20 protein-coding genes are annotated in these 20725 nt (G+C 69.6%); 2 read left to right on the top strand and 18 right to left on the bottom strand.

Features of this window, described 5'->3' with window-relative positions; genetic code table 11:
- Positions 1 to 104: 104 nt before the first annotated feature.
- Positions 105 to 1376 (bottom strand): histidine--tRNA ligase, encoded by a 1272-nt coding sequence (hisS, locus tag HOV91_RS21410; protein ID WP_174187189.1) that lies wholly within the window; start codon positions 1374 to 1376, stop codon positions 105 to 107.
- A gap of 140 nt (positions 1377 to 1516) precedes the next feature.
- On the opposite strand from hisS, the gene HOV91_RS21405 reads away from it, so the two are divergent.
- Both HOV91_RS21405 and HOV91_RS21400 read left to right on the top strand, forming a co-directional pair.
- Positions 1517 to 2395: a peptidylprolyl isomerase gene (locus tag HOV91_RS21405; protein WP_312884724.1), complete on the top strand. Its 879-nt coding sequence runs from the start codon at positions 1517 to 1519 to the stop codon at positions 2393 to 2395.
- Positions 2396 to 2804: 409 nt separating this feature from the next.
- A complete protein-coding gene (locus HOV91_RS21400; RefSeq protein WP_174187187.1) occupies positions 2805 to 3353 on the top strand; it encodes a hypothetical protein in 549 nt (182 codons plus the stop codon).
- Positions 3354 to 3434: 81 nt separating this feature from the next.
- On the opposite strand, the gene HOV91_RS21395 is transcribed toward HOV91_RS21400, so the two are convergent.
- The 17 genes from HOV91_RS21395 to HOV91_RS21315 all read right to left on the bottom strand — a co-directional run bounded on the left by HOV91_RS21395 (position 3435) and on the right by HOV91_RS21315 (position 20562).
- Positions 3435 to 3821 (bottom strand): DUF4913 domain-containing protein, encoded by a 387-nt coding sequence (locus HOV91_RS21395; protein ID WP_245559981.1) that lies wholly within the window; start codon positions 3819 to 3821, stop codon positions 3435 to 3437.
- Positions 3818 to 5653 (bottom strand): type IV secretory system conjugative DNA transfer family protein, encoded by a 1836-nt coding sequence (locus tag HOV91_RS21390; protein WP_174187186.1) that lies wholly within the window; start codon positions 5651 to 5653, stop codon positions 3818 to 3820. Before HOV91_RS21390 ends, HOV91_RS21395 begins: the two co-directional genes overlap by 4 nt.
- Before the next feature lie 43 nt (positions 5654 to 5696).
- Positions 5697 to 6239 carry a hypothetical protein gene (locus tag HOV91_RS21385; protein WP_312884723.1) on the bottom strand — a complete coding sequence of 181 codons (543 nt, stop codon included), beginning with the start codon at positions 6237 to 6239 and terminating at the stop codon, positions 5697 to 5699.
- A gap of 86 nt (positions 6240 to 6325) precedes the next feature.
- Entirely contained in the window at positions 6326 to 7990 is a 1665-nt protein-coding gene (locus HOV91_RS21380) for a peptidoglycan DD-metalloendopeptidase family protein (RefSeq protein ID WP_174187184.1), read from the bottom strand.
- Positions 7991 to 8027: 37 nt separating this feature from the next.
- Entirely contained in the window at positions 8028 to 8336 is a 309-nt protein-coding gene (locus HOV91_RS21375; protein WP_174187183.1) for a transposase, read from the bottom strand.
- Positions 8333 to 10477, bottom strand: a complete 2145-nt coding sequence (locus HOV91_RS21370) for a putative type IV secretion/conjugal transfer ATPase (protein ID WP_174187182.1) — start codon at positions 10475 to 10477, stop codon at positions 8333 to 8335. Before HOV91_RS21370 ends, HOV91_RS21375 begins: the two co-directional genes overlap by 4 nt.
- A 7-nt stretch (positions 10478 to 10484) precedes the next feature.
- A complete protein-coding gene (locus HOV91_RS21365; RefSeq protein ID WP_174187181.1) occupies positions 10485 to 11975 on the bottom strand; it encodes an SCO6880 family protein in 1491 nt (496 codons plus the stop codon).
- Positions 11972 to 13396: a conjugal transfer protein TraG N-terminal domain-containing protein gene (locus tag HOV91_RS21360; protein ID WP_246350504.1), complete on the bottom strand. Its 1425-nt coding sequence runs from the start codon at positions 13394 to 13396 to the stop codon at positions 11972 to 11974. The genes HOV91_RS21365 and HOV91_RS21360 overlap by 4 nt, the downstream gene beginning before the upstream one ends.
- Before the next feature lie 38 nt (positions 13397 to 13434).
- Entirely contained in the window at positions 13435 to 14238 is an 804-nt protein-coding gene (locus tag HOV91_RS21355; protein ID WP_174187179.1) for a DUF8175 domain-containg protein, read from the bottom strand.
- A gap of 23 nt (positions 14239 to 14261) precedes the next feature.
- On the bottom strand, positions 14262 to 15074 hold the full coding sequence (locus HOV91_RS21350) for a DUF8175 domain-containg protein (RefSeq protein WP_174187178.1): 813 nt from the start codon (positions 15072 to 15074) through the stop codon (positions 14262 to 14264).
- Positions 15071 to 15724, bottom strand: a complete 654-nt coding sequence (locus HOV91_RS21345; RefSeq protein WP_246350502.1) for a DUF8175 domain-containg protein — start codon at positions 15722 to 15724, stop codon at positions 15071 to 15073. The genes HOV91_RS21350 and HOV91_RS21345 overlap by 4 nt, the downstream gene beginning before the upstream one ends.
- Positions 15725 to 15752: 28 nt before the next feature.
- A complete protein-coding gene (locus HOV91_RS21340) occupies positions 15753 to 16028 on the bottom strand; it encodes a hypothetical protein (RefSeq protein WP_181724852.1) in 276 nt (91 codons plus the stop codon).
- An 8-nt stretch (positions 16029 to 16036) separates the two neighbouring features.
- Complete coding sequence (locus HOV91_RS21335; RefSeq protein WP_043694168.1) at positions 16037 to 16333, bottom strand: hypothetical protein; 297 nt, start codon at positions 16331 to 16333, stop codon at positions 16037 to 16039.
- A 51-nt stretch (positions 16334 to 16384) separates the two neighbouring features.
- Positions 16385 to 17047 (bottom strand): DUF6668 family protein, encoded by a 663-nt coding sequence (locus HOV91_RS21330; protein WP_043727602.1) that lies wholly within the window; start codon positions 17045 to 17047, stop codon positions 16385 to 16387.
- The gene (locus HOV91_RS21325; RefSeq protein WP_174187177.1) at positions 17044 to 17922 is read right to left on the bottom strand and encodes a MinD/ParA family ATP-binding protein; all 879 of its coding nucleotides are present in this window, start codon (positions 17920 to 17922) and stop codon (positions 17044 to 17046) included. The genes HOV91_RS21330 and HOV91_RS21325 overlap by 4 nt, the downstream gene beginning before the upstream one ends.
- Positions 17923 to 17937: 15 nt before the next feature.
- Positions 17938 to 18906, bottom strand: a complete 969-nt coding sequence (locus HOV91_RS21320; RefSeq protein WP_174187176.1) for a DUF8176 domain-containing protein — start codon at positions 18904 to 18906, stop codon at positions 17938 to 17940.
- A 57-nt stretch (positions 18907 to 18963) separates the two neighbouring features.
- Complete coding sequence (locus tag HOV91_RS21315; protein WP_174187175.1) at positions 18964 to 20562, bottom strand: cutinase family protein; 1599 nt, start codon at positions 20560 to 20562, stop codon at positions 18964 to 18966.
- Between the last annotated feature and the right edge of the window lie 163 nt (positions 20563 to 20725).

Below are 20725 nucleotides of genomic sequence, written 5' to 3'. Positions count from 1 at the left end.
GTGCGCCGGTCACGCGCTACCGCGCCCACCGCCCGGTCAGCGACGGGTTCGACGCACAGTACCGTGCGAGCGGCGCCGGTGCCGGGAAACCCGACACAGCCCCGCTACCCGGCCAGCGACTCCCGGATCACGCCGACTGCCTCGGGCAGCGGGATCTGCCGCTGATCGCCGGTCGCCATGTCCTTGAGCCCCACGGTGTTCTCCGCGAGGTCCCGGTCGCCGAGCACCAGGGTGAACTTGGCCCCGGAGCGGTCGGCCGCCTTCATCGCGCCCTTCACGCCGCGCCCACCGTAGGCCAGATCGACCCGGATGCCCGCGGCCCGCAGCTGCGCGGCCAGCACCACCAGCCGCTGTTTTGCTGCGTCGCCCAGCGGCACGCCGAAGACCTCGCAGCGCGCCTGGTCACCGGCGGATCTGCCCTCGGCCGCAAGCGCCAGGATGGTGCGATCGACGCCTAGGCCGAACCCGATACCCGACAGCGGCTGCCCTCCGAGTTCGGCCATGAGCCCGTCATAGCGGCCGCCGCCGCCGATGCCGGACTGCGCGCCCAAACCGTCGTGCACGAACTCGAACGTGGTCTTGGTGTAGTAGTCCAGCCCACGCACCATGCGCGGGTTCACCACGTACCGCACGCCCAGCGCCTCCAGGTGGCCGAGCACCTGCTCGAAGTGCGCCTTGGCCGACTCCGACAGGTGATCGATCATCAGCGGCGCGTCCGCGGTCATCGCACGCACTTCGGGACGCTTGTCGTCGAGCACGCGCAGCGGGTTGAGCTGGGCGCGCCGCTCGGTCTCCTCGTCCAGCGGCAGGCCGAACAGGAAATCCTGCAGCAGTTCGCGGTACTGCGGGCGGCACGTCTCGTCCCCCAGCGAGGTGATCTCGAGCCGGAAACCGTCGAGTCCGAGACCGCGGAACCCGGCGTCGGCGATGGCGATCACCTCGGCGTCCAGCGCCGGGTCGTCCACGCCGATCGCCTCGATGCCCACCTGCTGCAATTGCCGGTACCGGCCGGCCTGCGGGCGCTCGTAGCGGAAGAAGGGCCCCGCGTAGCACAACTTCACCGGCAGCTGGCCGCGGTCGAGGCCGTGCTCGATGACCGCGCGCATCACGCCCGCGGTCCCTTCCGGACGCAAGGTGACGCTGCGATCGCCGCGGTCGGGGAAGGTGTACATCTCCTTGGTGACCACGTCGGTGGACTCCCCGACACCACGGGCGAACAGGCCCGTGTCCTCGAAGACCGGCAGCTCGATATGCCCGTATCCGGCCAGTCGGGCGGCGCGCAGCAGGCCGTCGCGCACCGCGACGAACTCGGCCGAGCCGGGTGGCACGTAGTCCGGTACCCCCTTCGGGGCGGAAAAGCTGCTGGTCTTGGTCACGATGCTCCAGTTTCCACCACTACGCCCCCGCAAGTCCAACCGGTTCCGCGCGAACGCCGCACAGGAAGGTTGCCGAGCAGTCTCAGGAAGAAATGGCACACTCTTATCCCGATGTAACCGGATACGGGAGGAACGTGGTAGTGCCGACCAACGAACAGCGACGAGCAGCGGCGAAACGCAAGCTGGAACGTCAGCTCGCCAACCGGGCCGAGCGGGCGCGCAGGCGCAAGCAACTCACGATCGCCGGATCGGTTCTCGGTGTCGTCGTCGTGGTCGCTGCCGTGACCGGGGTGTACTTCTTGACCCGCGGCGACGACAGCGGCAGCTCCGACGCCGCCGACGCCTCGCTGTCCAGCACGCCCACCGCGGCCCCTCCGCCGTCGGCCAAGGCCAAGGCCGCGACGGTCGACTGCGCCTACCGCGACAGCGCCAAACCCGCGGACAAGCCGGTGAACAAGCCGAAGGCCGACGGCATCCCCACCACGGGCGTCGATGCCAAGGTCAGCGTCAGCATGGAGACCAGCCAGGGCCCGATCGGGCTGACCCTGAACAACGCCGAGTCGCCGTGCACGGTGAACAGCTTCGTCAGCCTGGCGGCGCAGAACTATTTCGACGGCACCAGTTGTCATCGGATGACCGCGGGCGAGGGCCTGAAGGTCCTGCAGTGCGGCGACCCCACCGGCACCGGGATGGGTGGTCCGGGTTACGAATTCGACAACGAATACCCGACCGATCAGTACGCTCCGAATGATCCGGCAGCGTCCACGGAGCCCATCTCCTACAAACGCGGGGTTTTGGCCATGGCCAACGCGGGTCCCGGAACCAACGGCAGTCAATTCTTCATCGTGCAGGCCGATTCGATGCTCCCGCCGCAGTACACGATCTTCGGCACGGTGGACGACAACAGCCTCGGCACCCTCGACAAGATCGCCGCAATGGGCCAGGACGACTCCAACGGTCCCGGCGACGGGAAGCCCAAGCAGCCGGTCACCATCCAGTCGGTGCGCATCGATCGCTGAGCGTGAGTACTCGGGCCCGCCGCCGATTTCGGCCGCGGGCCCGAGCCGTGTCAGCCCCGTTCGGCCGGAACGAGGATCACCGAACCTTTCTTCAGTTAGGCTACCCCTCAACCCGAAGATCATCCGGCGCGCCAGGAGACACGCCGGAAATGTGCGATATATGCTGATGAAGCAGCACGCTCGTTCGATTGTGCCGACCTTTGTCGGGTAATCTCGAAACAAGGAGTTCCCGCAGCGTAGTCACCCTTCGGCCGGGCGATCCCGGACCGGGAGTGCCGCGCCGCGAGCCCTCCGGGGTGTCCACGTTTGCAGGCGGGACCCGCTGCGCGGGACTACAGTTCGCGTGGCGGCGTCCGTAACGAAGCACCACAACCATCCATAGTGATCACTGCAGCATCGGGGAGCAGCCATGTCCGAGGAACTGGACGACATCGGCCGGGAAACCGCGGCCATGATGAGGACAATGTTGCAGCTTGCGACGCTCGTCGCCTTGCGGACCCGCGAGCGTGGTCAGAAGGAAGCCGAAGCGCGCGCCAAGCTCACCGAGGCCCGCATCAAAGAGGCCAAGGAATTGCAGATCCGGGAAGCTCGGGACGCGAAGGCCAAGGATCCGCGCAACACCGAACTGGCCCGGCTGATCGAGAAGCCGATCGCGGAAAAGGGCGTGTCCCTGGAGAAGGACCGCTTCTCCGCGCAAGCGGAGGCATCCCGGATGGCCGCCAATGCCGCCGTCGGCGCCAAGCCGGCTATGCAATACGACTCGGCGGAGCGACGAATGGCGATCGCGGCCCATCTAGCCAAAATGGGTGTCGCACCGGAACTCGCCGCGGTGCGGATGCTGATCGAAGTGGGGCAGGCGCAACCGCCCGGCGAGGCGGTACGCAGCCGCCCCGACGAGGCGCCTTCGGTCACCCGGGCGCGGGAACTGGACTCCCGCGGCCTGGAACGCACGCGATAGCCGCACGAACAAACGCCCGCCGGAATCCGGCGGGCGTTCGCGTTTCCCGGGTCACCGCGAGAAAAGTTGCCGCGCAGCGAGTTACGTGTGGAACTCGCCCATCGTGGGATCGCCGAACATGCCGTGCTGCGGCGATTTCAGCGGCAGCGGGCTGAGCATGTCCTTGTGACCGTTGCGCACACTGCAGTACTTGAACGGACCCTTGGGGTCGAACAGCTTCGACATGTGCGGATCCGCGTGATCCAGGAACCAGACGCTCAATCCGGTGCGCCCGTCCAGCCGGTAGTGCTCCCAGGCGCGCCACAGCGCGTCTAGTCGGGCGACTGCCTCGGCGTGCTGCCACCACTCCGGGCACCACACCGTGTCACTGAGATCGGTGACCTGCCGCCGATAGACCAGGCTGAGGTAGTTCTCGACGAACTCCACCACGCTCGCGTAGATCATCGGTTGTTGCTGCTGTTCGGTCACAGCGGCCGAACCTCCTCGACTTGTCCGTATTCCGGCGGCGGCGTCGACTTGCTGAGCGAAGGCGAGCCGATCACGTCCGCGATCTCTGTCTTGCGCTGCGGGTCGTGACGCGAGATGGACTTCTTCACGTCGGCAGCGTACTCACCCTCCCACCACGGCACGGTGCGCAGGAGCACCGGCGGCGCCCCGGAGGGGAACAGGATGGCCCGGCCACGCGGCAGCGTCGCCAGACCGTTGACCGAGAACGTCTTGGACGAGCCGAGCGAGCGCGAATAGCTCTTGCCGCCCTTGGACTCGGAGACCGACTGCGAAATCGCGTCGTACTCGCCGAGCACGTCCGAACGCTCCTGCAGGAACTTGGTGTCGTCCACGCCGCTGCCGAGCACTTTGATGTTCGCCGCCGACCACAGCGCGTTCATGCCGCTCTCACCCCAGCAGCGCGCGCCCTGCGCCCAGGACTGCAGCACCGTCATCACCACGATGCCGCGCGAGCCGAAGTGGCTGTACTGCTTGGGCAGATCCTTCCAGCGCACCACGTTCGCGGCCTCGTCGAGCACGGCGAGCATCGGAATCGCCAGGCGCCCACCGGCCGACTGGGATGCCTTCCGCATCGCCACGTCCACCACCGCTTCGGTGAGCGCGCTCACCAGCGGCGCGGCCGATCCGCGGCCTTCCAGCGACAGGCTGTAGAGCGTTCCGTTGTTCTCCAGGAATTCCAGCTCGTCGAATTCCCTGCGGTCGCCGCCGCGGGTGATCCACGGGTGCACGTTCGACAGCTTCAGGCAGCGGATCATCTTCTTGGCGGTGCCGAAGATGCCGCTGCGCGTCCGCGGGTCGGTGTTGTACTGCGAGGACAGACCCGAGGCCGTGTAGTGGTGGCGTGCGGCGCGCAGCAACTCGATGGGTTCGGTGTCCTGCGGGTTGGTCACCCATTCCCACACCTGCACGATCGGCCTGCTGCCGTTGCGGTCGCCCACCGCGGCCGCGAGGAACAATCCGGCCAGCAGGTCCTCGGCCTCGGGATCGAAGAACGCGTCGGTCTTGGTGTCGCGGCCGTCGTCGCCGTCGGCGAAGTGGCCCGCCAACCGCGCCGCACGCATCTCACAGCCCTCCCGCCTGGCGTCCACCCAGGACAGCGGATCCCAGAACCAGGTCGGTTCCTCACCCGCGACACCCTGCGGATCGAAGACGAAGGTGGGACTTCCCTTGGCCTCGCGCACGTCTCGGGTGGCGTCCACCACGTCGCGCTTGTTCGAGGTGGCCAGCACCGGGCCGATCGCGGTGAGGATCGCCGGGATCACCCGGGAGGTCGACTTGCCTTGGCGCGGCCCCCAGATGTCCAGATGCAGATCCTCGTACGAGCCGTAGAGCATCACACCGTCGGCCACACCGACGCCGATCGGCACACCGGGGGAGTCGTTGTAACCGAGTTTCACCCCGAGCTGCTCGGCTTTCTCCCGGACGCCCGCCTCGGTGAGCATCGAGATGGCGCCGCCGTTGCCCATCACGTCGGCCTTGTCGTCGACCGGCAACCTGCCCTTGGACCGGCGCTTCTGCAACTCCTTGCGAATCACCAGATAGGCGACCACGCTCAGGATCACCAGCAGCACGATCGCCGTGGCCGCGCCCGGCCACTGCAACCTGCCCCGCGCCAGATCCGCCGCGATCGCGATCGGATTGAACGGGACTTTCTGCGGGCTGCCCGCGAGCAGGTTGCCCAGATGCAAGGCGAGCCAGAGGGTTCCGAAGATCGCGAAGCCTGCGTAGGTCAGTAGCAGGCTGACGTCGGGTCCGGGGATGGCCGGATCCGTCACCTTTTTCTTCTTGGCCATGTGTGCCTCCTGGGTCGGCCGTCCGGTAACGGAAAGCGGGTGGTCAGCGGAACGCGTCGAGCCGCCAGCCGTCGGGGGTTCGCACGACGGTGGCGATCACCGTGGCGGGCGGCAACGGCTCCTTGCGCCCGTCCGGATAGACGGCCGTCTGCTCGATCCCGATCTTGAACTGCTGGACGTTCGGGTCGCTCAGGGTCGGCGCCTTCTCACCGGACGCGAAAGTGAACGCCTCCACCCGCGCCCCTTCCCTCGCCCAATCCGACCATTGCAACGTCGACTTCGGTGTCTCCACCGCGGTCGGCGCCGCATCCAGCATACGAATCAGGCTGGGGCCGAGAAACTTCCGCGCCCGGCCCAGCGAAGCGCCCTGAGTCTCGGTGGCGGGTTGCCAGCTGTAGATCTCGCGCAGCGCCGCGACCGCCACGCCGTCGGGCGTCACCGGGTCCGGGGCCGGGACGCCCTCCAGTAGCCGGGGTGTGGACGTAGCGGGGTGCGCCGCATCGGATCCCGCGTCCGCGCGGTCCGCACGGCCACAGGCCGCACTCAGCACCGCGGCGCTCAGCACCAGCATCACCACCAGTTTCACACGTGCATTCGCTCTATCCATCCAGGCTAGCCGCACCCGGGGCGGTCGCGGCAGTCCCGCGGCCGCGTGTTCGGGCCCGTCAACGCTCACAGCACCCTCCTCGCCCGTCCGTCCCCCGGTACCGCGACTTCCGAAACACCGCCCGGCGACCGGGCATCCGCGCCGGGCACCGACTGGATCATCCGCCCGTTGCCCACGTAGACGCCGACCTGCGCGGGTCCGCGCGGGCCGAACGAGCTGAAGACCAGGTCTCCCGGCTGCGCTCTGCTCATCGGCACTTCGGCGCCCGCCTCCCACTGCTGCTCGGCCGTGCGTGGCAGCGTCACGGTGCCGGAGGAGGCCGCGAACACCGCCGCCGCGGTCAGGCCCGGCCCGTCCAGTCCCCCGCCGCTCGGTCCTTGGGGCCCGCCACCGCCCCAGACATAGGGGGTGCCGAGCCACTCGTGCGCCGCTTCGACGATCTGGTCGCCGGTGGAACCCTGCCCGGGAGTGAACCGGCCGAGCGAACCCGGCGCCCGGTATTCCGCCTCCATCGCGAGGATATTGCGCACGTACGGCTGGGTCTCGGCGTAGTGGGCCGCGAGTTGGTTCGGCATGCCGCCGGAGGCAAGCACCGCGCCTTCACCCGCGTTGTACGCCGCAAGCGTCAACGCGACGAGGTCGCCCTGCACCCTCCCCTCGGCCTGCCACCGCTGGATCTTGTGCGCGATCGCGCACATGTACCGGCCCTGGCCGATGATCGCGTCCCCGTCGTCCCACACACTGGCCACACCGTTGCCGTCGGCGTCGATCACATAGGGCTGACCGTCATCGGGATTGATGCTCACCGCCGTGGTCGGCAGGAACTGCGCCAAGCCCTGCGCCCCGGCGGGCGAGGTCGCGCCGCGGCGGAAGCCGGACTCCTGCCTGCCCTGCGCGGCCAGCAGCGACGGCGTGACCTGCGGGCAGATCGAACCCGCACGGCGATACCAGATCTCCAGTTCCTGCGGCACCTTGCCCGCGGCGAGCGCGCCGCCCGCGGTGCCGAAGCCGAGGCTGCAACGCGGGTCGCTGGAGTAGGCGCGCGCACCGCCGACGTCCGGGGTCGGTGCGCCCTCCAGCCAGGGCAGCGGGTCGATCTGGCGCCCGCCGGTGAACCTGCCGCCCGGGACGATCTCGAAATGCAGGTGGGGGCCGCTGGATTCACCCGCCGAGCCGACGGCGCCGATGTGCTGCCCCGCGGTCACCGTGTCACCCGGCCGGACGAACACGCCCGAGTCCCACATGTGGCCGTAGACCGCCGAGTACGAACGGCCGTTGGTATCCACCGAGTCGACCACGATCCAGTTGCCGAATCCCGAGGCCGGACCGGCGGCGACCACGCGGCCGTCGGACACCGAGAAGATAGGGGTGCCGTCGGCCGCGGCCAAGTCGATGCCCCGGTGGGCTCCGCCGCGCGAACCGAAAGTATCGGACACGGTGAACGTTCCGGTGGCCATCGGCAACGTGCGGCGCAGGCGACCCACCCCCGCGGCGAGCGAGGGAGTGGCGGTTGCGGCCGGATTGGTCTGGGAGACACCGGATGTCGCGGTGGCGGCCGCGCGCTGATCACCCGGCGCGTATCCGCCCAGCGGCGGAAGCGCGGACTGCGAGCCGAGGACCGAGCCCCCCTCGCAGGGGTCGTCCACCGCGGGCATGACGATGACCAGCACGATGGTGACCAGACCGAGCACCGCGCCCAGCGCCGTCCACAACGCCGATTTGCCGCTCACCGCCGCACTCCGGCATCGTGCCGCGCGCAGCCGTCGTTCACGTCCGGCGCCGGGCTTCGTTGAGCGTGTCGGCCAACGTGCGGTTCATCTCGGCGGCGGCCGCCAATTGCTGTTGCAGAAGGGCCACTTTGCGCCGTAGCGCGACCGCGTCCATCCGCTCCAGACTGGGGCCCTCGGCCGCGCGCACCCAGTTGCGCACCGAATTCGTGTGCACGCCGATCTGTTCGGCGACCACGCGGCAGGCCTCCGACTCACTGCGCAGCTTGCCGGTCAGCGCGATGACCTGCTCGACCGCCGCTTGGCGCACCTCCGGAGAGACGCGACGGTAGGACCGGTGCGGCATCATGCGGCACTCCCTGGCGAGTCCGTTCCGCGCGCGGTCGATTCGGTGAATTCGCTGAACCGCTGGTTGGTGTCGTGGATCCCGCTTTCCTTCTCCGACAGCGTGAATTCCATGTGGAACGGGATGCCGGGCCTGCGGTCCTCACCGATCTTCAAGAGGAATTTGCCGGTACCGGGCGGGGACGGCCGCTGCTGCCCCGGCTTGAGCGCCTCGCCGGTCAGCGCTTGCGGTGCGGACCACCCGGTCACCATCTCCTCCTCGGCCGATGTGAACGGAACCGTGCTGTCCAGCCGTTTGATCTCCTCGGCCGGGAGCGCGCCGAAGATCTTGGCGCGCGCCCGCTCGAGAAAACCGAGCGCCTTCGCGATGGCGGCTTCCGATCCGAGCGCTTGCAGGTCCTTGATGGTGTGGCTGATCATGATCAGCGCGGTGGCGATGCCGCGCTGCAACCGGGTGAGCTCGTCGACGCGGTCGACCATGAAGTCACCGAGGCCGAGCACCTGCCACAGCTCGTCCATCACCACCTGGAAATAGCGCTGCGGGCCGAGCTTCGCGTCGGCGAGCACGTGCGCGGCCTCGACCGAGGCGAACCCGTCGGCCCAGCAGGCCAGCATGACCGCGGCCTTGAGCTTCTTGTCGCCGGTCGGAATGTGCGAGACGTCCATGCACACCGCGACCGCGCTGGTGTCGATCGGCACGGTGGTCTGCCCGTTGAAGACCGCGCCGAACGGCCCCTGCGTGAGCGCGCGCAGGGAGCGGCGCAGCCCCTTGATCGCTTCCTGGTACTCCGCCGGGTCGTCGGAACCCGCGTCCAGCATCAATTCCTCGCCGCCACCGACGATCACCTCGAGCAGGTTCTCCATGATCGGCGGTTTGTCCGGGGTGTACCCGCTGCCCGGCCGGTACAGGATGCGCAGCGCGGTGGAGATCAAGGTCTCCTCGTAGTCGCGGACCCGGTCGCCGCGCACCAGTTCGACCAGGCCCGCGATCAACGTCACCTGCCTGGCCCGCAGGTCCTGCAACACCTGCAACTGCAGGGCCGGGAACTCCTCCAGGCGCGGAACGACCGCGCCGAGCACACCCGCCGCCAGCGGGTTGAGCTTGCCGTGTCCGTAACCCAGGTCGATCACCTGGCCGCCGACCAGCTCGACCATCTTCCGGTAGTCCGGTTTGACGTCGGCCAGGATCAGCGGCGTGATTCCCTGCGCGATGCCGCCCAGCACGATCCGCCGGACCAGCGAGGACTTGCCGAAACCGTTGAGGCCGAGCACGAACAGGCTGGGGGCGGTGATGAAACTTCCGCGCATGAACCAGTTCATCGGATCGAAGCAGACCGGCGCTCCGGTGTGCAGATGCGATCCGAGGGGCGTGCCGATCAGCGGCGCGCCCGCACCGACCGACCAGGGCCACAGACCGGCGACCTGGGCGGTGGTGGCGCGGTACTCGACCGGGCGGCCGACCACGTTCATGCGGCCGCCGCCCGGTCCGGCGTAGCCGCGGTCGGTCAGCTGCGCTGTGCTGCGGTCGAATCCGTCCTCGATGGTCTGCTCAGCGCGGGCCGCGTAGTTGCGGCGGCGGATGTCGTCGGTGCGGACCCGGAACTGCGCGAACGCCGCGCGCAGGCCACTGCCCTCCCGGGCGATCATCTCCAGCTTGGCGCGAGTGGCGTCGTCGAGCAGCGGTGGGCCGGACTGCTTGCGCCGATCGGCTTTCGCCTTAGCGCGGCGGGCCGCCTTGTCGGTGTACGGGGTGCCCATGGCGCGGTCGGCGGTGTAGTCGACCTTGGCGGGCCGTGCCACCCGGCCGTTCCTCCCGCCGTTGCGATCCGGCCGTGCGGCGATGCGCTCGGTGGCCGCGTCACGGGACGTGCGGGAACTCCGCTCGCCGCGGGACCGGTCGGCGTGCGCCCGGTCGGCGCGCACAGCGTCGGCACGGCCCGCGCCCGCTCGCGCGCGCCGCTCGGCGGCCCGCCGGTCGGACGGGTCGACGCCCAGCCGGTCCTCGCCGTTCACCCGCGCCGAATCCCGTGCGGGGCGCCGCCGCTCCGGCCGCTGCCCCCACTCGTCCCGGCCGGATTGCTCGAGTCGCCTGCGGCGTGCGTCCTCGTCCCGTTCCCGTACGGGTGGCTCGTAGTCGCGTGCCATGAATCGCTCACCCCGCCAGTGCCTTCGGAATAGTCGCATGCTCCGGCAGGATCACCCCGCAACCGAGCGAAGCCGCGAAGGCCGCCGCTTGGTAGCGGTAACACCGCCGAATCTTCAAGCGCGCCTGCGTCGACAGATCGCGCGTGATGGCTTCGATGCGCGGCAGGTCACCGCGCAAGGGCTCGGTGATGGTCACCAGCGCCCCGAAGCGGGTCACACCGTGACCCCTGGCCTGCTCCTCGCGGGCCTGCTGAGTCGCGCCCACCCGCAGCGTCGCCGCCGCGGACACGACTCCGCGTTCACTTTGCTGGGCCACCAACGCGTTCTTGAAATCGTCGTCGACGATTTCGGCGGCGTCGGCGGCCGAGTGCGGACGGTACACGATCGCGATACGTTTGCGCGGTACTTCCGGATTCGGTGCGAGCAGCCGTTGCAGCACCCGTTCGTCCACCGCGCCCTCGGGAGCGGCGTCCATCTCCCAGGTGACCGACCGGCCACCGTCGTGCACCAGGTGGTCCCACTTCTCGTCGTGGGACACCGGGCCCGCGTCCGCCCAATCCAGGCCGTGCCCTTCGGGTTCGCCCGCCGCCACCTCGAGATCCGCCTGGGAGGCCGGGTCGTAACTGCGGCGGATGAACGAGATCACCTCGTCGGCCGACATCGGCTGGGCGCGCACACCGGCTTCGGCCAGCGCGGCGCAGATGCCGGGCAGGCGGCGACCGATCTCGACGGCCTCCTCCGCCGGGTTCTTGCGGCGCTCGGCGGTGGTGGCCTTGAACGTGATCGCCACCCGCGGCAGCAATTGCACCCGCTCCTGCGGCAGCTCGGTGGCCAGCTCGTACATCACCTGCTGGGCCAGCTCCGGCGCCTCCGGCCTGGTGATCGTGGAAACCTCGGTGAGCAAACGGTTTCCGGTCTCGGGCACCGTATCGATGACCGGCACGACGGCGACGATGTCGCTGGTCTGGCCGACCGAGGCCAGGAAGGTGCCCCACGCCGACACCCACCGGTCGATCACGGGCTGATCCACCGCCTCGTGGCCCTGCGGCCACGCGCGCAGTACCACCGTGTACTGGGCGAACTGCGGGAGGTGGATCATGCCGAAGCTGTAGCCGCCCGCGTCGATGCCCTCGTACAACTTGGAGGGCGCCAGCAGACCGGGCAGGCGGGTGACGCCGCCCGGGATCCGGGAGAAGCGGCCGCCGCGGTACACGTGCTCGCCGCGATTGCGCGAGCGCATCCAGTTGAACATCATCAATCCCGTCTCGTAGCCCGAACGACCTCCGGTCCGCCACACCAGCGGGACCATCACGACGACACCAACGCCGCCGACGATCATGCCCCACTGGAAGCCGCCGACCATCGCGGTGATCAGCGCCGTGATCACGACCGCGAAGCCGAGAACGGTTTCCTCCCAGCGCAGGCCGAACAGGCCCGCGCTGCGCGGCTTCTGCCAGAGCCCGTACGAGCGCCGCTCGTAGGTGTCGGTGAGTGTCATCGCGGAATGGTGCTCCTCCCGAGGTCGGGTGAACGGTTCGTCCAGCGATCGCCCGCGACGTCACCCATGGCTTGATCTGCCCTGTTCAGCCCACCGCTCGCGGCGCGCGCCGCCCCGATCCGGCCTGCCGCCCTTGCCGCTCCGGACGGTACTCCGGCCGCGCCCGCGGGTCCGGAGGCGCGCGGGGCCGCGCCGCCCTGACCACCACCGCCGCCGCGCGGCGGAGTCGGCCGCGGCACACCGCCGCCGCGCGGGCCCGCGCCGCCGGGCCTGGGTCCGGTCCCGCCGCCGCTCACATAGCCGGGCGCACCCGCCGCGGCGGTGCCCTTGACGCCGACCGCCTTGGTGCCCATGGCGCCCAAACCCGCGACCGCGATCAGGGTGCCGCCGGCCGCGGTGAAACCGGAACCGCCGCTGCCGACGATGGCGACGGCCGGGGTGACCAGTCGCATGAGCGCGGGCAGCACGAACGCCACGCTGCACAGCAGCACGATCGCGACCAGCATGCGCTGGGCCTGCTCACCGTCGGGCAGACCACCGGTCGGAGTGAGGCCGTCGACGTGACCCGCCGTGGTGAAGGCGATCATGTAGACGATCGCCGCCACCGGTTTCCACAGCATGAAGGCGATGATCCAGCCGATGAGCTTCTGGTAGGACTGCTTGCCGATGTTCATGCCGGAGGCCGCCGCCGCCAGCGGGAGCACTCCCGCCGCGATCACCAGCAGGCCCTGCCGGACGATGGCGAGCACGATCTGCGCGAGCGCGCCGAGCAGGCCGACGATCGCGATGATCAGCACCAGGCCGGGCGAGAACGCCTGCAGCTTACTGGTTTTCACCATCAGCTCGGCGAGGTCTTTGGCGTTGCCGTTGGTCGAGTCGTCGATGATCCACTCCGCGAAGCGGTCCGATGCCTGCGTACCCGCGACGATCACCGCACCGAGCATCCAGGAGCTGAACACGACGCGGGTGAACATCCGGAACGATTCGGCCGCCTCGTTCATCGCGGCCCCGCGTCTGGCTTCGGCCAAGCGCGCCCCGGAGAGGATCACCGACGCTATCAACAGCAGGATCTGCGCTTGATAGGTGTAGTCGTTGATCTTCGTGAACAGCGAGCCCGAATCGCTCACCGCCTCGTTGGGCACCTTCATCCAGAAGGTCAGCGCCAGGATGATGGCCTCGCCGAGACCGTTCATCAGCGAATCGACCACCTTGCCGAAGGTCGAATCCCAGGCTTTGTCCTTCACCGCCGTCGCCGCCTGGCCCGGATGCGTGGCGGCGTTGCCCGCCTTGCACGCGGCCGACGCGGCGTCACCGAGGGTGAAGCCGGGCAGTCCGAGGCCGTCGAGAGAGTCGTGAATCTCGTTGCACGTCTCGTCGAAACCGTAGTTCTGGCCGTAGGCCACGGTCGGAGTCGCGATCATCACCGTGAAGATGACCGCGAGAATTGTGACTAGCCGCCTCACCATTGTGTCCACCCATCGATCGAACCGATCGTCTCGAGCGGCTGCGCGTCGCCCGCGGACGACTTCAGTCTCCAGCCACCGTCCCGCCATACCACGTTGAGTCTCATGGCCACCCAACTTCGCCCACCGTGCAGGAACTCACGGGTCTTGCGGGCGACACGAACAACAGCGAAATCGTCACCATAGCTTTCGATTCGAAAAGCGTCGGACGCGTACAGCAGTGGTTTGACACTCTCGGGCAACACGTCCGGCACTTTGCCCTCGGCGATCTTGCGCTCCCGATCGGCGAGCTCCTCGGGCGTGAGGATCACCAACTGCCGCCACAGCGCGCGGTCGGTGGGCCGTGCCACGGTCCGCCAGTAGATCTGCTCGGCGGCCAGCGCGGCGCCCTGCGGCGTCTTGGCGAATCCCGACGGCACGCCGTTGTCGATGCGCGCCGGTCCATCGGTGGTCGAGAAGGGAATGACCGGGCCGCCGTAGACCTGTTGCCAACCGCCCGGCTGGTTCGTCCCGCCGGGCGCACCGGTCTGCCACTCCGGATCGGCCGGCGTCCGTAGCGCGCCCGACTGCGCAAGAGCCTGTCCGGCGGGGTCGGTCGGGATATCGAACCGATGCCCGAAGGAGTCCTTGGCGGAACCCGCGAACGACGCCCCGGAAGCCCGCCCGCCGGGGTTCTCCGACGCCGATGTCGTCAGCGGCACCTGATCGTGCGGCGCGTCGTCCCGAACGGCGACCACGGTGACGACCGCGGCCACCGCCACCGCGAGTACCGCACCCGCGCCCAGGACGGCCAGTGGCATGCGATCGGAAGACCTCCTACGGCTCACCATCTCGTCCACCCCTGCAACGACTCGACGTACTCGGTCTGCGCGTTGTTGGTGGTCGACGGCTTCAGGCGCCAGTCGCCCGCGTCCCACACCATGACCAGGCGCGTCGCCGCCCAGAGCTGCTTGCCGTCCACGACCGGCCCCCTGGTGGCCAGGCGGACGATGGCGAGGTCGTCGGCGTAGTCGTCCACCTTGAACGCGTCCGAGGCGACGAAGTAACGGGTCACCTTCTCCGGCTGCTGCTCCGGCAGGCGGTCGTCGGCCAGCGCCTTGTCGTAGGCGGCGATCTGCTGAGCGGAGACCCGCACCTGGCGCACGTACAGGTCGCGGTCGGCGGGGCGCGCGTTGAGCCGATAGGTGATCTGCGCGGCGGCCAGCACCGCGCCCTGCGGGGTGTGCGCGTAGCCGACGGCCAGGTCGTCCTCGATCCGCGTCGGGCCGTCGGAGGTGGAGAACGGCACGGAGGCGCCGTACACCCGCTGCCAGCCGTGCGGTTCGGTGGTGCCCTCCGGCGCCGCGGTCAGCCAGTCCGGATCGCTGGGCTTGCGCTGCCGGGAAGGATCCTGCGGAAGCGGTTGTCCCGCGGCGTTGTTCGGGACGTCCACGCGCCTGCCGAGGATGTCCACCTCGGGGGTCGCGAAGCCGGTGCCGCCGGAGCCCTCGGTGACGGCGGGTGCGCCGCCGACCTGCTCGTCGCCCCGGCTGACGAAGACGAAGATGCCGACCACCACGATGAGCGCCAGCACGGCGGCGGAGGCGACCACGCCGAAGGAGACACGATCGCGCGCGTACGACTCCCTGTCGCTCACGTCGGTGCCTCCAATTTCACGATGTCGGTGGGTAATGCGTCGATCGAATCGATGGGCCGGACGGTCGAGTCCGGGTCGGGCAGTCGTAATCTCCAGTCGTCGCCGAACCACTCGACGGTCGTGTGGTGCACCGCTTTCGAGCTGTCGGAGTATTCGGTGTACACCTCGACGGTGGAATGCCGCTCGGTGTATCCGGTGATCTTGTAGCCCAGCAAGCGAGGCGCGAACTCGGGGGCCGCCGGGCCGGTGATGGACAGCTGCACCCGATTGATCGCCCACTCGTCCTTGGCCGGGCCGGGAACCACTTCGCGCGCCGCCACTTTCGCCCATTGGGTGTCGGCGGCTACCGCCAGCCGCACCGCATGGGTCAGCGCGGCGACGCCCGCGCCGCGCGGCGAGTGCTCGAAACCGGTGGCGGCGCCGTCGGCCGTCGACCGCGGCCCCTGGTCGGTGTGCGGCAGCGAAACACCTTGGAACGGCTGCCACCGCACGTTGGTGGGAGCGGCCGTGAGGTCCGGCACCGCCGTCTCCTCGCCGCCGCAGCCGACCGCCGCGAACAGCAGCGCGGCGCCGACGACTCCCGCCGCGGGGCGGCGGATCTCCCGCCGCCACACCGTGGCGTCCTCCGGCCGCAGTACTGTCGAATTCATTCCCGCGTCGTCCCCGTCCCGCTCCGGCTCACGCGGGCAGGAACGCCAGGGCGATGCCCGACGCCGTGCTCGCCACCACAGCTCCCAGCAGGCTCATCAGGACGCCGTGCGAGGCGTCGTTCATGGCCAGATCGCTACGGAAGGTCAGCCACAGCTTCCCCGCGGACACGATCATCCAGGCCAGGCACACCAGCAGGACGAACCACAGCAGCCAGTTCAGCAGCTGCATCAGCGGTGCGAGAACGTCGGCGGGCATCTGCTTGTAGGCCAGCGGCTCGGCCGCGAGCATGCGCACGGTACTCATCGCGGGCATCAGGTGCCGATGACGGCGTTCATGATGGTGCCCGCGCTGGTGGCGACCACGCCGCCGATCATCGCGCCCGCCACCATCTTCGGCGACTCCAGACCGCCGCCCGTCCACTTCTCCCAGGCGAACCTGCCGCCCGCGTAGACGATGCCGCAGATCCCGGACAGCAGGACGAACCACGTGAGATACCGCACCAGCTGCAGGATCTTCTCCGAGCCCGGCGGCGCCTCTGGCGTCGGATTACCGACTTGCGCGAGGACGGTGCCGTACGTGTCCTGCACGGCGAGGAGGAGCATGCTCATCGGGTGCCTTTCTCGAATAGTGGGTGGTTGTCGCCGTTTCGATGCGGACGTTCACTCGTCGGGCGGCTTGCGCAGATCCGGTGACCGGCGGTCGTAGCTGGCCTCCTCCAGTGCCGTCCGAGCGGCCGCCACGATGTCGGCGCCGAGCTCCCGGACATCGAGCGGGACTTCCTCCAGCAGATCGAGCTTGCGCTTGCGCGGTGGCAGCGGATCACCGGGCGACCACACCGGCAGCTGCTCCGGTTCGACCAGCGTCCACTCCTCGTACCACGGCACCTGCCACACCTGTCCGGCGAGCGAGCCGACCACGTCGCGGTAGCGCCGGATCTCGGGAGCCATCCGGCCGGGGCGCGCGGCGACGGTGATCAGGCCGAGCACGTCGGAGGGGCCCGCGAAACCCGAAAGATGCTGGCGCAGAAGGTCGTGGGCGCGGGACAGACCGGCGATGGTCTCCCTGGCGACCAGGACGACGAACGGACTTTCGCGGTCGAAGACGCCGGGCCAGCGGCGGCCCGAATCCGCCGCGGGCGCAAGCACATGCGCGAGGGTACTGGCTCCCGCACCCCCGTGCACACCCAGCAGCCAGACCAGTGGCGCACGGCCGACACCCGGTACCGGACGGTCCCAGATGGCGGCGCGGCGGGACTCCGGCGGGGCGATCACACCGGCGGGCGTCGGGTCGGGCTGGCGGGGAAAAATCATGGCGGCGGTCATGATGCCACCCCGGCGAGCAGGCGCCCATACGCCCGGCGCGTCTCGGTGGCCAGCGAGGTGTGCCGCACGAGTTCACCACGGGCCAGGTGCGGATCGTAGGGGATCTCCATGATGTCGCGGACCCAGCCGGACAGGTGCTCGCGCAAATAATCCGCTACCCGGGAATCGTCACCCGGGTACTGGTGCGAGATGACGATGGTGGTGTCTCCGACCACGCCGCCGCCGTGTCCCTCCCCCGCGTCGCCGAACTGGTCGTCGAGCCATTCCAGGGCGACCCGCAGCCGGTTGGCCGCGTCGGTGCGGGCCGGAATGGCAAGCACCAGAGCCACATCCGCGTCGTCGAGCAAGGGCAGCAGTTGCCTGGCGGCAATCGGGTGCCCTCCGTCGTAGACGGCGGTGTATCCCGCGTCGTGCACCGCCCGCGCGACCGTGAGATAGGTCGCACGCCTGCGCAACGGCGCGGCATCCCGCCAGAGCAGACCGATACCCGAGGTCGCGCGCGACAGGCACTCCTTCAACGGCGCCGGCTCGTCGTCACCGCGTCCGTACAGCCAACTCTGCAGACTGATCGGGTGCAGATGCTCGTCCGCGCCGCGCAGCGCGAGATCGCTGCCCGCCGACGTGGCGTCCACCGCGACCGTCGGGGTCCCACCCGTGCCGAGTTCACCCGCCAAGCCCAACGCCGTCGTGGTGGTACCCGCGCCACCGCACCCACCGACCACCAGAATCGGCCGCTGCGCCGGTTGATCCGCCTCGGAGCCGCCGCCCTTGCCGCGCCGCAACCGCACCACCGGAGCCTTGGAACGCACCGGCCGGCCCGACGCCGCGCCCTCGCCGGGCGTCTCGTCGAGCCAGCGGCTCCAGTCCTCTCCCATCGCCTCTGCTCTCCTTTATCCGGCCGCGATACCCGTGATCAAGGTGCGGCCGTCGATCACCGCGGTGGTGACCGTCTGTCTGTTGTACGTGGCGGGCACACCGCCGGGCCGGTACTCGGTCACCTCCACCGAATACCGGTTGTCACCGCTGCTCACGATTCGCACGCAATGCGCGGTGCCCACCGGGACCGAGTCGATCCCCCGCTGGATGACCCAGGCAGGCGGGACGTCGGCATCCGGCGCGACGGCCGCGCGGGCTCGTTCACCGGAGCGTTCGACGTAGTACGCGTGCTGGAACGACAGCACCGCGTCCGGCCCGGAGCCCGTGCCGCCCGCCTCCGCGCTGCGCACGACCGTGTCGGTGCGCTCGGTCGGGCAGGCGCCCGCGCTGATCGCGCGCGGATCGGCGCCCGCCTGCGCGCCGCCGACGGTGAGTTGCACCGACTCGGACATGTGCGAGTCCCGCGGCGAGGCGGCCCGCTCGGCCGCGGCGCGCAGCAGGAACAGCACGCCCACCGCGGCCACGGCGATGACCAGCACCGCCACGATGACGATGATCAGCAGCCGGGCGCGGCGCACGGCGGGGTGGTCACGGGCGGCTTGCCGCAACGCACGCGACACCGCGGGACGCGGCCGTTCCTCCGGTTCGGGTTCGTCGTCGTCGGCCCACGGGAACGGGACCGGACCGACCGCCGGGGGCGCGACGTAGTCGTCGTCGGGACCGGGCGCGTGGCCGGTCACCACCCAGTCCGACCACCCGCCGGTGAATTCGCTGCGCTGCGCGGGCAGATCCGCCGGGACCTCGTCGGGTCTGCGCTGCCACGGCTCGTCGTCGTCGCGAATGTAGTCCGGATAGCGGGAAGGCCCGTCATCGTCCGCGGGGGCGATGACGTTCGGCTCGTCACGCTCGACTGTCTCCGGCGCGTCGGCCTCCGGCTCCAGAGCGCCGTACCAGCGGGAAAGCTGTTTGTACGACTTCAACATTCCCCCATTCCCGCAGAGCAGGGCACGCAGTATCGCATCGTCGGACCCTCTCGGCGATCAGTTCGTGGAGAACGGGTAGGCGTCGGGTATGCCGGGTCGGTCGGTGGGCGGAATCGATGTCACGCCGCCGGATGAGGCGCCATCGGCTCCTGTCCCGAACGGAAATTGTCCCGTACCGGACGAACTCGGCGTGGGAGACGCGCCGGAGCCGTCCCCGAAGAATCCGGTGGGCTGCTTCTCCAGCACGCCCCGCGGTTCGGCATTGCCGCCGAAGGCGTCGGCGACGTCGCGGGCGACGGCTGCGAACCAGTCCGCCACGAACTGGGTGGGCGCGGCGCCGTTGGCCGAGACGGTCGCGCTGCCGTAGGCGGTGTGGCGCTGAACGGTGTCCCAGTAGCGCACCCACGTGGCCGTGTTCAGCAGCTCGCTGTTGTCGGTGATGTTCTGCACCACCGCGTCGAACGCCTGGGTGACCAGCCGGACTCCGGTGGTCGGCGGAATCAGCTGGGGAATGGCGCCGAGCAGTCTGACGCCCAGCTGCAGCAGCGCGGCGGCCGGATTCGCCAGGCCCGCGGTGGCCAGTTCGGAGATGTTCGCCGGGGCGATGACCGCTCGGACCACCGCTACGACGGAATTCAACCCGATCATGCCGACCTTCAGCAGCGCCTGCAACGCCCCGGGCAGATTCAGCGGCGTGCGCGGGTCGGAGGCGTCGGCCAGACGCTGCGAGATCGACTTCTGCGGCGAGATCGCCAGGGTGGCCAGCGAATTGCCCTGCACGTCCTCGTCGACCACTCGGGTCGCGGTCTTGATCGAGGTGAACGCCAGCGCCTGCGCGATCGACACCAGCGAGGCGATCGGGTCGCCACCGCTGAGCTTGGACTGGCCGACCACGTTGGCGACCGCTTTCAGGATGGGCGCGCCGTCCGGGGCGTCGCAGGCGAGATCGCCGGCCGCGCAGAAACTCGCCACCCGGCCGGTGAGCGCCCCGAAGTTGGCGGCCTTGTCCCGTTCCGGGCCGATGCCGCCGCCGGTGGCGGGAGCCTGCGGCAGGGCGGCGATGGAGCCCAGCCGGTCACCCGAGGTTCCCGGGGCGGGGTCCGGCGTCGCCTTGCCCGGCGCCCCGGGGAACAGCGGTGCGCCCGGATTGCGGGTGGGGTCGCCGAACAGCGCGACGGCGGCGATCTTCTCGGCGGGCAGTACGCCGCGGCCCTGGCCGATCTCCTGGGCGAACATCGACGCGACGTGCGCGCCCTGCGAGTACCCGACAATCGCGAAGCGGGTGTTCGGGCAAGTGTCGGCGACGGTTTCGGCCATGCTCCGCAAACGGTCGAGGCCGCCTGCCACCGATTCCGAGTAAGGCGCCGCACCACCGGCGGTCACACCACCGAAGCCGGATTCATATGGCACATAAGCCCGGTCGACCAAGCGGGTGTCGGGAGCCTTCGCCATCATCGGGCGGAAGACGGTGGAGAGCATGCCGGTGTCGGTGGTCGGCGCCGCGTCCGGTGAGGACTCGCCGGTGCCCTGAATTCCCAACGCGTACAACGCCGGACAGGTCGCGAGGCGGATGTCGGTGGACGGACCGGCGGGATGCGACGGCTCCGCCGCGGCGACACCGGCGGTCGCCACAGCCACGGCGAGTGCTACCAGCATCCCCGAGAGTCTTGCCGTGTATCCAGTCATAGCGATCCGCAATCAAGTCGTCTGCCGCAGCCACCAAAACGCCATGAAACGCAATAGACGGTAACAGATTCCGGCTATTACTGCCGAATCGACGGAAAACTTCCAGGACACACCGACATGAACGCGACACACC

The organism is Nocardia barduliensis (assembly GCF_013315795.1).
GTDB lineage: Bacteria > Actinomycetota > Actinomycetes > Mycobacteriales > Mycobacteriaceae > Nocardia > Nocardia barduliensis.
This window is presented reverse-complemented; position numbering and strand designations above follow the sequence as displayed.

What these genes read in the sequence shown, in the direction of transcription:
- HOV91_RS21400 (WP_174187187.1), top strand. Translation starts at nt 2,805, where the DNA reads ATGTCCGAGGAACTGGACGACATCGGCCGGGAAACCGCGGCCATGATG.
- HOV91_RS21335 (WP_043694168.1), bottom strand. Translation starts at nt 16,333, where the DNA reads ATGAGCATGCTCCTCCTCGCCGTGCAGGACACGTACGGCACCGTCCTC.
- HOV91_RS21375 (WP_174187183.1), bottom strand. Translation starts at nt 8,336, where the DNA reads ATGATGCCGCACCGGTCCTACCGTCGCGTCTCTCCGGAGGTGCGCCAA.
- HOV91_RS21370 (WP_174187182.1), bottom strand. Translation starts at nt 10,477, where the DNA reads ATGGCACGCGACTACGAGCCACCCGTACGGGAACGGGACGAGGACGCA.
- HOV91_RS21355 (WP_174187179.1), bottom strand. Translation starts at nt 14,238, where the DNA reads ATGCCACTGGCCGTCCTGGGCGCGGGTGCGGTACTCGCGGTGGCGGTG.
- HOV91_RS21365 (WP_174187181.1), bottom strand. Translation starts at nt 11,975, where the DNA reads ATGACACTCACCGACACCTACGAGCGGCGCTCGTACGGGCTCTGGCAG.
- HOV91_RS21360 (WP_246350504.1), bottom strand. Translation starts at nt 13,396, where the DNA reads ATGATCGCGACTCCGACCGTGGCCTACGGCCAGAACTACGGTTTCGAC.
- HOV91_RS21340 (WP_181724852.1), bottom strand. Translation starts at nt 16,028, where the DNA reads ATGAGTACCGTGCGCATGCTCGCGGCCGAGCCGCTGGCCTACAAGCAG.
- HOV91_RS21330 (WP_043727602.1), bottom strand. Translation starts at nt 17,047, where the DNA reads ATGACCGCCGCCATGATTTTTCCCCGCCAGCCCGACCCGACGCCCGCC.
- HOV91_RS21315 (WP_174187175.1), bottom strand. Translation starts at nt 20,562, where the DNA reads ATGCTGGTAGCACTCGCCGTGGCTGTGGCGACCGCCGGTGTCGCCGCG.
- HOV91_RS21320 (WP_174187176.1), bottom strand. Translation starts at nt 18,906, where the DNA reads ATGTTGAAGTCGTACAAACAGCTTTCCCGCTGGTACGGCGCTCTGGAG.
- HOV91_RS21325 (WP_174187177.1), bottom strand. Translation starts at nt 17,922, where the DNA reads ATGGGAGAGGACTGGAGCCGCTGGCTCGACGAGACGCCCGGCGAGGGC.
- HOV91_RS21345 (WP_246350502.1), bottom strand. Translation starts at nt 15,724, where the DNA reads ATGAATTCGACAGTACTGCGGCCGGAGGACGCCACGGTGTGGCGGCGG.
- HOV91_RS21390 (WP_174187186.1), bottom strand. Translation starts at nt 5,653, where the DNA reads ATGGCCAAGAAGAAAAAGGTGACGGATCCGGCCATCCCCGGACCCGAC.